Origin of the sequence: Nonlabens agnitus (assembly GCF_002994045.1) — a bacterium.
Classification (GTDB): domain Bacteria; phylum Bacteroidota; class Bacteroidia; order Flavobacteriales; family Flavobacteriaceae; genus Nonlabens; species Nonlabens agnitus.
Genome location: NZ_MQUC01000003.1, coordinates 762,171 through 776,549, shown reverse-complemented (window position 1 = coordinate 776,549; position 14,379 = coordinate 762,171). Strand labels below are relative to the sequence as shown.

Below are 14,379 nucleotides of genomic sequence, written 5' to 3'. Positions count from 1 at the left end.
CAGTAAATCTCAGATTTTCGCTTTCGCGAAAGCGAAAACATTTTAAAAAAATACAACCATGTTCAAGAATTATATTAAAACCGCATACCGTAGCCTAAAAAGCAACTCCACATTTACCATTCTTAATATGGTAAGCCTAGTCACTGGATTACTTGTTATCTATTTAGCTATAAGTTACTTGCGATTTGAAAATAGCTTTGACCAGTTTCATGAGAAGAGTGATCAATTGTACCGAGTTGGAAGAACGCAGCGCACACAGGATTATGCGGTAGTCGGTTTTGGCAATTGGAGTGATGCAAGTGGCGAGAATCAGGTGAATCAGGTGCAAGTGATAAAAGATGTGGCTGGTATCAACAATGCAACTCATTTTATTGTCTCCAACGATCTGGAATACCTTAATTACCGCGATATAGAATTAGAGCAAAACGGAATTTTAAAAACCAATACTCCAGCGAGTTTTACAGAAATGTTCAGCTGGAAAATCATTGCTGGAAGTTTTAAAACCTTTGCCGAGGTCGGAAATTCTGTGCTCATCAATGAATCAACTGCACGTAAATTAACTACAGGAACGCTTGCTACACTAGTCAATCAACCTATTCAACTTGCTGGCGAGACTAATACCATTGCAGCAATTATTGAGGATGTTCCTGTGAATTCGCATTTTGATTTTCAGATCGCAGTACACCAAGAAACTGTGCCTTATTGGGGAAGTAATGTATATATTGAATTATCAAAAAATACGGATGCTACGGCAATTGCGCAACGCATCGATCAGAATATTTTAAAGGTAAATCCTAGTCTCGCTACAAATGATACCTACAAAGGCCATTTTATACAGAAGATCACCGATATACACTTAAAATCCAACATCCTGTACGAGCTCAAAACTCCTGGGAATTCGACGTATATATATATCATTGGTGCTTTTGGAGCATTGATAATTCTAATCACCTTATTTAATTATGCCAACTTTACTATTGCGCTTAAAACCAAACAATCGAAAACGATTGGTGTGCGTAAGGTTCTAGGAGCCAGCAGCACTTATATTGCTATTCAATTCACCGTTGAAGCGATGATGCTCGTACTGGCAGCACTTCCCATTTTGATTCTATCTCTGATCGTGGTTGTACCTCTATTTAATGATTTTATGAAAGTAGCGTTAGTTAGCAATCCATTGCTTGACCTAGAAACTTTTGGATTGATCGTTTTGATTTCTATGATTATTGCTGCATTAGCGAGCATTATTCCAACTTTATTACTAGCTACTAAAAATGTATTGAGTCTCTTTAAAGAAAAACTAAGCGAGCGCAAGTTTGAACATTTCTCCTTGCGCAAATACATAATTGTTAGCCAGATTGCGATCTTGATCGGTGTAACATCGGTTTCCTATTTTATGTATCAGCAGATTACTTATATCAATGGGAAAGATCTAGGTTTTCAAAAAGAAGGTGTCTTATTTACGTTTTCATCCCCTGAAAATCTAGATGTCTTTCAAGATCAATTACGCTCCATTCCAGAAGTGAATTTTGTAGGTAACGGATCTTCATTTGGGATTGAACCGTTCAATCAATTAGAATATAAACTTGAAGGTCTGGAAACTATTTATGATGATAGCAATCAGTTCTACCTGGATTATGCAGCGATACAGGCGTATAATTTAAAAACCACTTTATCGCCTGCCGTTTTTGAAAATCCCGAAAACAGACCTAACCGCAACCTTATCAACCGATCTGCTGCCGAACGTTTTGCTCAAATCAAAGGCGTTCCCATCGACGATCTTATAGGCACACAAATCATTACCGAACCTACCTATCAAACTGAAAGTGGTGATTACGGGATTCCATTTACTATCGATGGTTTTTATGAAGATATCAATGTGTTTTCTCTTAGAGAATCGATCAAACCATATTTTATAACCGTGTCAGATCGAGTGCGCATGGGCGGCATGAGTATAATTTCTTACGATTTCAACTTAACCGAATCGACCGTAAAAAAGATCCAAAACTTGTACGCTGGACTTGAAAATCCTTTCCCACTAGAAATCGAGTACCTAGATCAAAAATTTGAAACCTTGCACGCTCAAGATACTAAAACAGCGCAACTCATTTTCATACTCAATGGAATCGCTATTTTACTAGCATCCATCGGTATTACTGGAGTTACTTTACTATTGATTGTAGGTAGAACTAAGGAAATTGGGATACGCAAGGTGTTGGGAGCATCAGTTGCTCAGATCTTGAAATTATCCGTTAAAGAATACGTCACTTTTGTGTTGATAGGACTCGCCATAAGCGCTCCCGTAGCCTGGTGGGTAACTAATTTATGGCTCAACAATTTTGCTTACAGTACAGACATTCAGCCACTCGTTTTTGTGGTGGCCGCCGTTATGGTTCTGATACTTTCGTCAATAATTGTCAGTATCGTATCGTATAAATCTGCTACTGCAAACCCTGTCAATAGTTTGAAAACAGAATAAAGGATAGATGCTTGCAAGCATTTTTATCGAGATATCACTTTCGCGAAAGCGTAATTCCTTAAATAATAAAATTAAAAAACAAACATGCTATTACAACTAAACAATCTTTACAAATGGGTCACTCAAGGCGGCAAGCGCGTCTTTCTTTTAAATGATCTAAGCCTTAAAGTAGAAGAAGGCGAATTCATATCCATCATGGGACCTTCAGGTTCTGGGAAATCAACTTTGCTCAATGTTATAGGTATGCTAGATGGATTTCAGGAAGGTGAATATGAATTTCTGGAAGAATCAGTTCATTCGCTCAAGGAAAAGCAGAAATCTAAACTCTATAAGGAATACATAGGATTTGTGTTCCAGCAGTATCATTTGATAGACGAGTTGACTGTTTATGAAAATATTGAAACGCCATTGCTGTATAAAGGAGTCAAATCTTCAGAACGCAAAGCGCTAGTCGCAGATATCCTTGACCGCTTCAATATTGTAGGGAAGAAAGATCTGTTTCCTTCTCAGCTTTCTGGTGGACAACAGCAACTTGTAGGTGTTGCAAGAGCCTTAATTGCAAAACCTAAGCTCCTTCTTGCAGACGAACCGACCGGAAACCTGAACAGCGCCCAAAGCGACGAGATCATGGAATTATTCCGCGAGCTAAATAAAGAAGGCGTGACCATCATTCAGGCCACACATTCAGAAAAAAACGCCAGTTACGGTACGAGAACAATCCATTTGCTGGATGGTATGCGTAATTCTAAAAAAGAGAATGCTTAAGGTAAATAGAAACAAGCTTATCGAATATAGACCAAATACTTGCCGCTAATATACTCATAGACCAATAATTGCAACATGAACAAAATCATCATATACCTCATTTCCCTACTCTTACCGCTGCTGCTCTGTGCACAAACTGACGATGCGATCTCGTTGCAGGACTGTATTGAAATGGCGCTACAGAATAATCCAGAATTTACCTCTTCCAAGCTTGCGGCAGAAACCAGTTCTATCAACTTCAAGCAGAACAAGAATGCGTTACTACCCAGCATCAACGGAAACTACAATTTAGGTGTTGCCGAAGGTCGTAGCATTGACCCTTTTACCAATGACTTCATAAATGAGGAGTTGACTTTTTCCAACCTTGGTGTAAATTTAAATGCCACCATTTTTAACGGTTTCAATCTCGTAAATCAGTGGAAACAGGCCAAACTGAATCTGCAGGCCTCTCAAATGGAGGTAGAGGCCGCAAAACAAAACCTCATTCTAAATGTGACACTTGCCTATCTTCAGGTACTTAATTCACGTGAACTAGTCAAGCTTTCCAAGAACCGAGTACTCAGTACGGAAGAACAACTCAATAGGCTTAAGTCTTTATTTGAGGAAGAAAGTGGCAGTCCTGCTGCATACAGAGATCTTCAAGGCCAATTTGCCAACGATAAGGCTGCAGTCATCAATAGCAAAAATGCGCTGGACCTTGCTTTGATTGACTTGAATAGACTGGTCAACTCAAACGATGACATTAATCAAAATGTGCAGGAGATCCTTTTGGATGATTTGGATTACAAATATACATTTGAAGAGGTTTACGTTCAGGCATTAGGAAACTTTCCTGACTTAAAAGCCAGCGATTTAAGAGTTCAAGCGACCGAAAAGAGTATCGCAGTCGCCAGATCCCAATACGTTCCAGAAATCAGCTTTTTTGCAAATCTAAACACCAACTATTCTAGTGCTGCACGATTATTTAACGATAGCGGTACAGTTGTGGAAGAAACAGGCGACTTTGTAACCTTTAATGGTACTGATGTTCCTGTACTTAGAGAGAGTACTACGTTCGAATCTGCAGAGATTGGGTATCGTGACCAGTTTGAAAACAACCTTAGTACGTCCTATGGATTGGCTGTACGCATTCCCATTTTTAACGGTTTCAATGCAAAGAATAATGCGGGTCTTGAAAAGATTAGAAATAAACAAGCTCAAGTAGAGCTGAATCAGACCCAACTCGACCTTAAACAAGCCATAAAGACTTCATATACCACCATGGTCGCCGCTCGTGAGAATTATAAATTACTAGAAGAGCAGGTGGCAGCCTATGAAGAGTCTCTGCGCATCAACAACGTCCTATTTGAAAACGGCGCGTCCAACAGCACAGATTACATTTTAAGCAAAAACACCTTGGAAAATGCGCGGATTAGTTTAACCAACATCAAATATTCATATGCGCTGCGTATCAAGATTCTTGAATACTATCGTATTGGCATAAATTGAAAGATTTATTTAAAAGGTTTAATTCCTGGAAATAAAGTACACCTTTTCTACACCCTATTTGCATCTACACCAGTAATATCAACACATTGAATATTCTGCATCGGCAAATAAACAGATGGAAACTTTAGATTTTACAAAGAGCAATAGAGTTGGCTTATTAAAAAACTATCTGGAATACCAGTTCTCCTACATTTAAATCGTCTCCTTGTGCAAATTCTATTTTACTAAAGGAGGCTTGTAGTTTCAAATTGTGATCTAAAAAATATTTTGTCAAACCTATAGTATAGCTGTTGGAGTCACGCAATAGAGAGCTTAAGTTATTTTCAAACTCTGGATTGGTATTTTCATACCTCAAGTCTAAGCTAAAACCACTTTTAGTCACATAGCCAGCTTGTAAACTATAGCTATCCCCTAATACTAAATATTCACTGACCTCTGTTGGAGCGAGAATATCATTTGCATTAGTATCTAAAAATGGGGTTCCCAAATTACTAGCGCTTGAATTCACGTATTCTCCTAAAAAAGAGAAACCCTTGTACTTCATTAATAGATCAACATAAGCTTGGGAATAGTCTGGAAGTTCCTCGTTACCATTAATATCATAAAAAAGAAAATCTCCATGACCTTCACCACTAGCGTTACTAGCTCCATTATTTTGACTCACCGCTCCTCCGATCAACACCTTCAAGGATTCTTCGCGACCTAGATCTGCTGTATATTGATCATTCCCATCTTTAAAATACCCTAATGGATAAACATCTAGACGTGCTCCATATTTCAATCCTCCTTTATCAGCATCCCTTGAATCAGAACCAAAAGAATTTCTACCGTCACCCGAAGTCATTGCAATCCCAGGAGCAATTCCAAAACTCTCACCAAACCTTCCTTGAACAAACAAACCAAACTCCCTACCTGTATTGCTATATAATTGACTCAAGCGACTACGCTCTGTGAATTGTAGCTTATCCTCTCTATAAATCATCTCCCGATTGTTCAAGAAGGTCTGTTTTTGACCTGCTGTTATTGTAATACTTTTTGTGGGATGATAAGCTACCCAAGCATCTAGCAAAGGCTCATTAAAACTAAAATCGGTCTGCAATAGGAAGCTGACCTTTTCCTTTACTGCGGTACCGTCAATGATAAAGAAAGCTCTTTTAGCATTGAATTGGTAATCTGCACTCGCCTCTCCTAATTTTTCATAACCTACTGCAGGTTGAATAAAACCACCTATGTGAAATTTATAATCTCCTTCATTCAAAGAGAATTGAAGGCCTTGACCCAAACGAAAATCTGCTGTGTTAGGTTCTCTTTCTCTATCCTCATCGTCGTCTCGATCTACTTGAGCACTCATGGTCATGACACAACTTGCCAAAAGAAAACAGGTAATATATTTTGTCAATGTATTCATTATGGTATTGTTTTAGGTAATCTGTAAATAGGTAGTTCTCGGTTCAAATCAGTTTCTAAGACTCCAAAGCTTACGAAGCTATTTGGAGCTTCAGGTTCCAATACCTCAGTGATAATTGGAGCGTTTTTTTGATCTGTGTATATGATGTAAGTCCCTCTTGGGAAAGTGATTGATTTCTTTTCCAACTTTGTTCTTACATCTTGTAAATTCATTTTCTCATACTTGGCGTTAGCACGATCATAGTTGGTCACTTGAAAACTTTCAACGCTATAATTTTTTTCTTCAGAAAGCTGCTCTAGCTCTACTCCTAGAACCTTCAACTTTTCCACAATCTTTTTTTGATTTTTGTTTATCAAATAAGCTTCTGGTCGCTTTCTAGTTAATTCTGGATTCATTTTAATGGCATCCCTTAAGGTGACCTCCATTTTAATTATTTCTCTAGTATCCACATCAATCGCTTCGATAGTTCCTTCATAAACAGTTTTGCTACTCGTCACACTTATAGATTCTTGCCCTTTTTGCGCTTGCTGAATGGTTTTTCTAACTAATTCATCATTGTTATACGCTGTTTCTAAATAAGATAACCCAACTAAGAAAGTCGTGGTTATTCTTCGTTTAAAAGATGTCTTATTCAATTTCACACCCCTAACTTCTATTAAAGAGGATACGGCATTTGTCAATGCATAAGAGGTAGCACTAGATCGAGAATTGTTAGAACCTTGGTTGAAGTGAATCGCTCCCTTATAATCTGTGGTTGATATGTATTGATGATGCGTCAAACCGTTTTGATCTAAAACCTTCATAGTGTTTCCAACAAAAAGAGAATCAGTTAAGGTTCTTAGGTTTTGAGGAACATTTAGGTTCCCTGAAGTAAGAAACATGATGTCATACAACCCTATAATGCCGAATGAACTCATTTTTGCAAAATCTCTTCTAAATGGATTGTACTCATGAAAATCAAGCGCTACTTGGGCGTCATAATTTGAGAATTCCTGCTTTAGGAAAACGCTCTCTGGAGCCATCAGTTTTGTTTGATCCCTATTTAAATCAAGCCCGTTTTTGGCATAGCGACTCTGTTTTAAATAACCATCGATATTTGCCATAGGCACTGCTCGTATATCCAGCTTATCTAATAAATACGTGTACTCTGGATTATTGACCAGCTCATGTAATAAGTATAGTAAACCTTCGGTACTTGCTGGCTCGTTGCCGTGCAGTCCTGCTTGCATCCAGACTTTTATCTTTTCGCCTTGAGCGGACTTATTAGATATAGTGATCATAGGAACTTTATAGCCTTTTTGAGACTCTCCTATATAACTGACATCAATCCAGTCTGGTTTTTTAGATTCCAAATTACTTAAGAAACCAGTGAGTTCTTCATAATTAGTAAATCCACGATCTTTTTGAAGCGCAGGTGTGACATTTTTGATTGTATCTGCATCTGCAAAAAAACGTTCTGTGATCTCTTTTCTTTGAGGTACGGGTTGTGCCAAAGGCGAGCAGCTTACACCTATTGCTCCTAATAATAAAAATAGTATGCTTCTCATATTTATAGGGATAAGGTTAATTGTATTCTGGCGATCCATTCATTCACATCTCTAGGATCACCAATGCTATTTACAAAAGCTTCTCCTTGATTGTCATTAATTCCATCACCATCTACATAGGTTACTGATGCCTGAATTTTAGCTCCATAATTTCTTGCTAGATATTTACTAACCCCTAATGTGTAGTAATTGGGTCGATTGTAAAAAGTGGCGTTGTTTAAGAACGAATTTTCATCGGCATTAAGATGCGTAAAACGTCCATCTACTGAAATTCCATTTTTAAATAAATATCCCGCTTGAATATTGAAACCATCACCTAACATCATTCTACCTTTCACATAGTTTTCTACGTCTTGCTGACCATTAACGTCAAAATTGGTCGAAGTCGAGCCATCGTTACGGACACGCTGTGTAATATCTGTTGGAACTGTAGCAAAGGATTTCACGTATTCTCCTAGAACAGAGAAACCGTTGTATTTAAACATGAAGTCTACACCTACTTTAGAATAATCTGGAAGCGATTCTTCATCATTGTCATTCAAATACAAGATTGCACCGCTTTCACGACCTCTTCTTGAGCTAATACCGCTGTTGTAACTACCGTTGACACCAACAACTAGTTTCGGTGACAACTCTCTTACCACATCAGCTTGTCTGAACTGACCGAAGTTGGTAAAAAGTCCAAATGGTAAGAAGTCCAATCGACCTCCTACTTTTAAACCTCCGAAGTCTCTACCAAAAGCGTTGGAACCATCACCGTTGGTAACAACCAAATATGGCTTGAGATAAGATCCACCTCCTGTTCTAAACCTTCCTTGAGCAAAAATTCCGAATTCTCGAATGGACGCAAAGGCAGATGTAAGTCTACTACGCTCCACCAGTTGTAAAGAATTAGACAACATAAACAATTCCCTGTTGTCTGTGTAAGTAGAACGTTGTCCAAAAGCAATATTGATGGTTCTGGTCACATCATAGGCAACATAAGCATCTAATAAATAATTCCCAGTAGTGTCGTCACCTAGTTCAGATGTACCGCTCAAGTCAACTTGTAACCTGTAGGAGAAACGTTCATTAGCAGAATTACCATCCAGACGTAGACGTGCTCGACGCAGTCTAAAACGACTTAACTGTCCTATTTCATCCTCATCGGTATAGTCTTTTATTTCATAGGCAGGTTGTAGGTAGGCTTTGATATTGAATTCGCTGCCACTTCCCGTCTGAAATCGAAGCCCTTCACCGAAAGAATACGTATTCAATTGTACTTCCTGTGCTTGAGTCACGACTCCTAACAAAAGAAAGAGAATGGGTATTATATGCTGTAAAATCTTCATCGATCTATGGTGTTGCTATTGTTCAAAATTCCCTTTTATTATTACTTCATTATCCTTCATCATCTGTTTGCCACGTGCAAAAACATCTGTTAATTTCAAGTTGTCGTCAAGAAAACAAAGGTCTGCATCGCTGCCAACAGCTAGATGGCCTTTAAGCTCTAGACCTAAATTCTTAGCTGGACTAGAGGTTATTAATTTCAAAGCTTCTTCTGCAGTTACCTTTCCTGTTTGGATCAATTTCACCACTTGCTCAAAATTGGTGTTGAATGGTGCGATCTTATCACCTAGGTAATTTCCATTTTCATCACTTCTTGTAAGTCCTGCATGACCGTCAGAACTAAATGTCATAAGGTCCATGGATACGCCTTCTTCAAGCGCATATAAGACAGATTTATGTGGCTCTGTGTACTGTGATGCTCCAGTGGTTATATCTATGCTGCCACCCGCTTTCGCGAAAGCGATAGCCTGATCAAACAGTTTTTTAGAACGACCTACATGTGTGGGCGAGATATGCTGAATAGGAAACTTGTAATGGTTTACCAACTCGAACAATATATCCATACCTGAATCTAGATTCCCCAGATGTACGTGAAGTATTCCTTTTTTGTTAGCGGTAAAACCACCAACGCGAACTTCTCTTAGCTTGCGCAATAACTCTAGGGCCGTAGGATAGGAAGATCGTATGTCACTAATGGCTATTTTACAACCAACAACCTGATCGATAAATACCATATCACTCTGTATACTTTCAGTTATGGTCAAGCTATCAATGCCATAATAACCACAAAGTAAATATGCCGTTATTCCTTCTTGTTCTAGTGCTCTTGCCTTAGCGTATAGCGATCTAATGTCCCTAGTCGTCCCATCAGTTCCTGAAAGTCCTACAACTGTGGTTGTGCCGCATTTGATCAAATCACTCAAAGAAACTTCTGGTGTCATAGATGCAAATCCATGTTTACCACCAGCACCTGTAATGTGAATATGCTGGTCTATAAAACCCGGTGTGACCATCTTGCTTTTTGCATCAATAACCTTAGCATCATTTTCAAATCGGTTTAGATTACTATCAATGGCAATCACTTTTTCACCAGCAATGAGAATATCATTCTTACCTAAGTGTTTAGGTGCATATAGATCTGCATTTTTTATGAGTGTGAGCATACTTATATAAATAAGAGTAAGAGCATTACTACTAATGCTACGGTTAAGGGTATTAAATTTCTTTTAACGATGGCAAGAGTTGATACTCCAGCAATTTCAGAGACAGCGATGATCACTCCAGCCACTGGAGAAACTGTTCTACCCATGGAAGCAGACAACTGCATAGGTAATATCATTTTAATGGGGTCTACACCGAGTTTAGCGGCAATTTTCGGTACCAGTGGTCCAAAAGCAAAGAAAGATGCGTTACCACTGCCCATAAGCATGGAAGCAAGAAAAATCATTACCGTCATGACGATAATCACACCTACAGCGCTAAAGCCAATAGTTCGAACAAGATTTAACAAACCTTCAATAAAACCTAAACTGATAAGTCCTTTGGCAAAAATATCTGCAGCTATGATGAGTGTAACAACTGTTTTAAAGATGTTTCCCATTCCATTCCAAAACACCTTTAATGAAGTAAAAACAGTAGTAATATTTCCTTTTCTTATCCACTCAAAAATTAGTGCTACAAATAAACTGATGAACATTGCTGTAGTAGTGTCTAATATTATAGGTGTTCCAAATAATGTAAAAAGCTTTGAAAACATGATAAGCAAAATGATAGGCAGCAACGGAATGATTGAATAAATCAGTGGGGCCTTAACCTCGAGCTCATCTTCATCTGTAGGCTCATCAAATTGTCGGATTGGGTTCTTTTTATCAAAGTGCTTATTGACAAAATAATATGTGACCATCATTGACAAGGTTAAAGGCAATACCAATAGAACTTGATGGTTGACGAAAAAAGAAGCCGAGTCTGTTTCTAAGATACTGACTGCACTTGCTGTTATTGCCGATGCTGGTCCTATACCGAAAGCTGTACAACCTGTAATCACAGAAGCTGCTGACAACTTACTAACTCCTAGATTTATTAGAATAGGGTACATTGAAGCCATTAATAGTAAGCCGAGGCCAGCGGCAGAAGGTATGGCCACAAATAAGATTTGACCTATTGGAATTACCAGTGCCGCGGCTAGGTAAGGCCGCTTTTTGAATAACTTAAGTGGCTTTAAAGCCACAAAAACTAAAGCTTTAGAAGCTCCAATGTGATCTGAGTAAGCAACAAATCCACCAATAGTCATGATCATGAGACCTACACCAGCATTGGTTTTAGCAAAGGATTCCTTTATATACCTGAAGAGATCAAAGCCTTCAAAACCCGTAGGTGTAAGAATATTGGGCATATTAAGGTCCAATAATAAGGACACTAACAACATTGTTAAACCAGAGATCAACAATACCGCATGCGGGTAATACTTTTTTAGAAGTAAAGTCGCGGTTATCACGATAAACACTAAAGACAGTATGGGACCTAATAGGTTCATTCAGTTATGTGGTTTTAGAATGAAGTTCCGTTCAACTTAGTTCCTGGTGAGAACAATCTTCCTTCAGCGGCATCTATTCGCGCATGTTGCTCAAAATCTCCTGTTAGATCTGGGTTTCTGGTGTAGGATTCATCTGGGTTACCAGATAGCGGATTAATATCAAAACTTACCACAGTAGCTCCGCTAGTATCTGTAAGTATGAGCATATCTCCTCCATTATTCAGATTAAGATTGCCGTCAGCTCCATTAGCGGTTTGGACTATAGCTCCTCCAAAGTTTCCTGTGGGAGTTCCACCTCCAAATAGAACGAGAACACCATTTCTTGGAACGATAGTGCCAGCAGGAAATACATGCTTGGGATCACCACTAATAAAATTGTCTTCATCAAAAACTTCATATCCACTAATATCTAATGCTTCTCCAGAATTAAAAAATTCTACAAATTCATCATCACTAGCACTACGAGATCCATCTCCATTAGCATCTCCAGGTAAGTCTGATGGTGGATCATACAACACCTCATTAATTATAAAGCCTAAAAATGGACAACCATTATTATTTACTTCTCCAGGTGTGTTCACACAATCATCCAGCGCATCTACTACTCCGTCATTGTCGGTATCTGCGTCATCATCTAGTATAGAAATACTTGCAGTGTATTCGCCTACCAAATTAGCGTTTTGAACTGCAGTGATAGTGAATTCTATGGTTTCAACTTCTTCTAAGTCGTTGTCTTGAACTGCATTAATAGTTACCTCGCCTGATGTAGCTCCTTTAGAAATCACAATCTCGTCAGCAGAAACCGTGTAGTCTGTTCTTCGCGTTGCGGAACCAGAAATAATATAAGAAACAGTTACATCACTTGCGGCTGGCGCATTCAAGGCTGCAGTTACAACAACGCTACCATCAGCCTCACTCAGACTATTTTGGGATGCTTCTAGCTCTACTAAAGAGGCTAAAACATCATCAGTCTCGCAAGCTGTGATAAAAGTCACTATCAATAGTGAGTAAATGACTCTAGAAAATATTGATTTCATATTCAAAAAGGTTTTGAGGTACTGGCGCTATTATTGGACAATCAGTTTTAAGGTTTGCGTGCTATTCTCAGTTGATACACGCATCAAGTAAATACCTTGGGATACACCAGAGATCGTAATTTTATTGATATCTGTTGTTTGATTATAGACTTGACGGCCATTCATATCAAAAAGAATAATGTTTTTTGTTCCAGCTGGCGCACCTTGTATGGTGACTATACCATTACTTACTGGGTTTGGGTAGATCGTAAAATTTTCTTGAGTAAGGCTAGAAGTGGTTAAAGTACCTCCATCTACCTTCAATCCTGGTGAATAAAGCAAGGATGCATTTGCATCTGTATGCAATACAAATTCCCCTGTAATGTCAGGGTTTCTAGTAACGGATTGGTCTTCACCGAAAGAAACGGAAACACTGGAACTATTAAAATCAATCGCGATTTTACTATTAGGGTTTGACAATACTACATTGTCACCAGAATTATTCAAGTTTAGCGCACCTTCTGAAGCAGTCTGAACTATAGCTCCACCAAAAGTTCCTGTTGGCATTCCTCCACCAAAAACCACAAGTACTCCATTCGCTGGTACAACGGTAGGATCAGGAAAAATATGTCTCACTTGAGAAGCGTCAGATAATGTGAATCCTGTTAATATTAAAGGAGTATTAGAGGTGTTGATCAACTCGACAAACTCATCATCTGAGGCATCCCTTACACCATCACCATTTGCATCACCACTAATGTCAGAAGCTGGATCAAAATGCATTTCATTAAGAACTAGAGGAATACATGAAGGGCTTGCAATACTGCGTGATAAATCACATACTCCACCATCTGCCGTGTCGTTAATTGTTATTGTAACATCTGTACCTTCAGGAATGTCAGTCACAATGATGGAACCAGATTCAGTAGTTGTAGGATCGTCACCGCCTACCGTACCAGCAGAGGCCGTGACTGTATAGGTGTTGCCGCTATTCGCTCCTGAAAAAGGCAATGTTGCTGTATAAGTGTCATCATCAAGCCCAACGCCTTGAGTAATACAACTTACACTATCCTCTCCAAGTAAAACCGAACATGCTGGAGTCCAACCAGAACCTGATTGCAACGGGTAACTACTACCTAGTGTGGCAAGATATGCTTCCACACCAGAACCGCCATTACAAGCAGTTTGACCATCCAGTGAATCTACTCCAGAAAAGTCCCAATGGGTAATATCGAAAGTTCCTCGATCTGGAATACCACTTTTTCTTGATGCAACTGCATCTACAGTTTCCCAAGCGGTACCTGTACCATCAGTCAAAGTTTCACCAAACTGACTTACTACAACACCATTCAAAACAATTTGGTAACCATCATCACCATTAGTAGAAGTACCCACCACAATAGTATTATTTGAGTCAAAAGTTGTCGAAGGAAACTCGGCTTGATTCAAGACTTCATCTCTTACAATATATAGGAACTTATCGCTTTGTACGCCAAAAGCAGAGATATCGATTTGTCTATCTGCCCATGCATCACCATTCTGCATATAATTTAAAACAACCTCTGTAGAAAAATCAACCGTTCCATCCACGTAAAGCTCTACTGTTTTGACAAATGGAGACGGACAGTCTGTTTCAATTATCTTAGTTATGGTCACGTTTTGTGCCGTACCTAAGGAACAACAAAGAAGAAGTAAAAAGTAAATTTTTTTCATAATCAATGATTTTAGGTGAAGTAAGTTTGTAAAGTCGCAATAAAACTAGGGCTAAACTGCACTTCTAATAAATACCAATTGACTAAATTTTATGATACCAATTT

10 protein-coding genes are annotated in these 14,379 nt (G+C 38.7%); 3 read left to right on the top strand and 7 right to left on the bottom strand.

Going from position 1 to position 14,379, the window contains the following annotated elements; translation table 11 throughout:
* The first annotated feature begins 58 nt into the window (after nucleotides 1-58).
* The 3 genes from BST86_RS03700 to BST86_RS03690 all read left to right on the top strand — a co-directional run bounded on the left by BST86_RS03700 (nucleotide 59) and on the right by BST86_RS03690 (nucleotide 4,729).
* Nucleotides 59-2,476: an ABC transporter permease gene (locus tag BST86_RS03700; RefSeq protein ID WP_105982085.1), complete on the top strand. Its 2,418-nt coding sequence runs from the start codon at nucleotides 59-61 to the stop codon at nucleotides 2,474-2,476.
* Nucleotides 2,477-2,560: 84 nt separating this feature from the next.
* Nucleotides 2,561-3,241, top strand: coding sequence for an ABC transporter ATP-binding protein (locus BST86_RS03695; RefSeq protein WP_105982084.1), 681 nt, complete (start codon nucleotides 2,561-2,563; stop codon nucleotides 3,239-3,241).
* A gap of 75 nt (nucleotides 3,242-3,316) precedes the next feature.
* The gene (locus BST86_RS03690) at nucleotides 3,317-4,729 is read left to right on the top strand and encodes a TolC family protein (protein ID WP_105982083.1); all 1,413 of its coding nucleotides are present in this window, start codon (nucleotides 3,317-3,319) and stop codon (nucleotides 4,727-4,729) included.
* A gap of 157 nt (nucleotides 4,730-4,886) precedes the next feature.
* Here the strand turns inward: BST86_RS03690 and BST86_RS03685 are convergent, their stop codons facing one another.
* The 7 genes from BST86_RS03685 to BST86_RS03655 are packed head-to-tail and all read right to left on the bottom strand — an operon-like array spanning nucleotide 4,887 to nucleotide 14,275.
* A complete protein-coding gene (locus BST86_RS03685; protein ID WP_105982082.1) occupies nucleotides 4,887-6,137 on the bottom strand; it encodes a hypothetical protein in 1,251 nt (416 codons plus the stop codon).
* The gene (locus tag BST86_RS03680; protein ID WP_242446453.1) at nucleotides 6,137-7,684 is read right to left on the bottom strand and encodes a M14 family metallopeptidase; all 1,548 of its coding nucleotides are present in this window, start codon (nucleotides 7,682-7,684) and stop codon (nucleotides 6,137-6,139) included. The genes BST86_RS03685 and BST86_RS03680 overlap by 1 nt, the downstream gene beginning before the upstream one ends.
* 2 nt (nucleotides 7,685-7,686) lie before the next feature.
* On the bottom strand, nucleotides 7,687-9,015 hold the full coding sequence (locus tag BST86_RS03675; RefSeq protein ID WP_105982080.1) for a porin: 1,329 nt from the start codon (nucleotides 9,013-9,015) through the stop codon (nucleotides 7,687-7,689).
* Between the two features lie 15 nt (nucleotides 9,016-9,030).
* Nucleotides 9,031-10,176: a beta-aspartyl-peptidase gene (gene iadA / locus BST86_RS03670; protein WP_105982079.1), complete on the bottom strand. Its 1,146-nt coding sequence runs from the start codon at nucleotides 10,174-10,176 to the stop codon at nucleotides 9,031-9,033.
* Nucleotides 10,177-10,178: 2 nt separating this feature from the next.
* Nucleotides 10,179-11,546: a C4-dicarboxylate transporter DcuC gene (dcuC, locus tag BST86_RS03665; protein WP_105982078.1), complete on the bottom strand. Its 1,368-nt coding sequence runs from the start codon at nucleotides 11,544-11,546 to the stop codon at nucleotides 10,179-10,181.
* 14 nt (nucleotides 11,547-11,560) lie between these two features.
* Complete coding sequence (locus BST86_RS03660; protein ID WP_105982077.1) at nucleotides 11,561-12,583, bottom strand: lamin tail domain-containing protein; 1,023 nt, start codon at nucleotides 12,581-12,583, stop codon at nucleotides 11,561-11,563.
* A 30-nt stretch (nucleotides 12,584-12,613) separates the two neighbouring features.
* Complete coding sequence (locus tag BST86_RS03655; protein ID WP_105982076.1) at nucleotides 12,614-14,275, bottom strand: lamin tail domain-containing protein; 1,662 nt, start codon at nucleotides 14,273-14,275, stop codon at nucleotides 12,614-12,616.
* Between the last annotated feature and the right edge of the window lie 104 nt (nucleotides 14,276-14,379).

Bases quoted from the DNA above. Each gene is read 5' to 3' on its own strand.
- BST86_RS03700 (WP_105982085.1), top strand. From the start codon at position 59: ATGTTCAAGAATTATATTAAAACCGCATACCGTAGCCTAAAAAGCAAC.
- BST86_RS03695 (WP_105982084.1), top strand. From the start codon at position 2,561: ATGCTATTACAACTAAACAATCTTTACAAATGGGTCACTCAAGGCGGC.
- BST86_RS03690 (WP_105982083.1), top strand. From the start codon at position 3,317: ATGAACAAAATCATCATATACCTCATTTCCCTACTCTTACCGCTGCTG.
- BST86_RS03685 (WP_105982082.1), bottom strand. From the start codon at position 6,137: ATGAATACATTGACAAAATATATTACCTGTTTTCTTTTGGCAAGTTGT.
- BST86_RS03680 (WP_242446453.1), bottom strand. From the start codon at position 7,684: ATGAGAAGCATACTATTTTTATTATTAGGAGCAATAGGTGTAAGCTGC.
- BST86_RS03675 (WP_105982080.1), bottom strand. From the start codon at position 9,015: ATGAAGATTTTACAGCATATAATACCCATTCTCTTTCTTTTGTTAGGA.
- iadA (WP_105982079.1), bottom strand. From the start codon at position 10,176: ATGCTCACACTCATAAAAAATGCAGATCTATATGCACCTAAACACTTA.
- dcuC (WP_105982078.1), bottom strand. From the start codon at position 11,546: ATGAACCTATTAGGTCCCATACTGTCTTTAGTGTTTATCGTGATAACC.
- BST86_RS03660 (WP_105982077.1), bottom strand. From the start codon at position 12,583: ATGAAATCAATATTTTCTAGAGTCATTTACTCACTATTGATAGTGACT.
- BST86_RS03655 (WP_105982076.1), bottom strand. From the start codon at position 14,275: ATGAAAAAAATTTACTTTTTACTTCTTCTTTGTTGTTCCTTAGGTACG.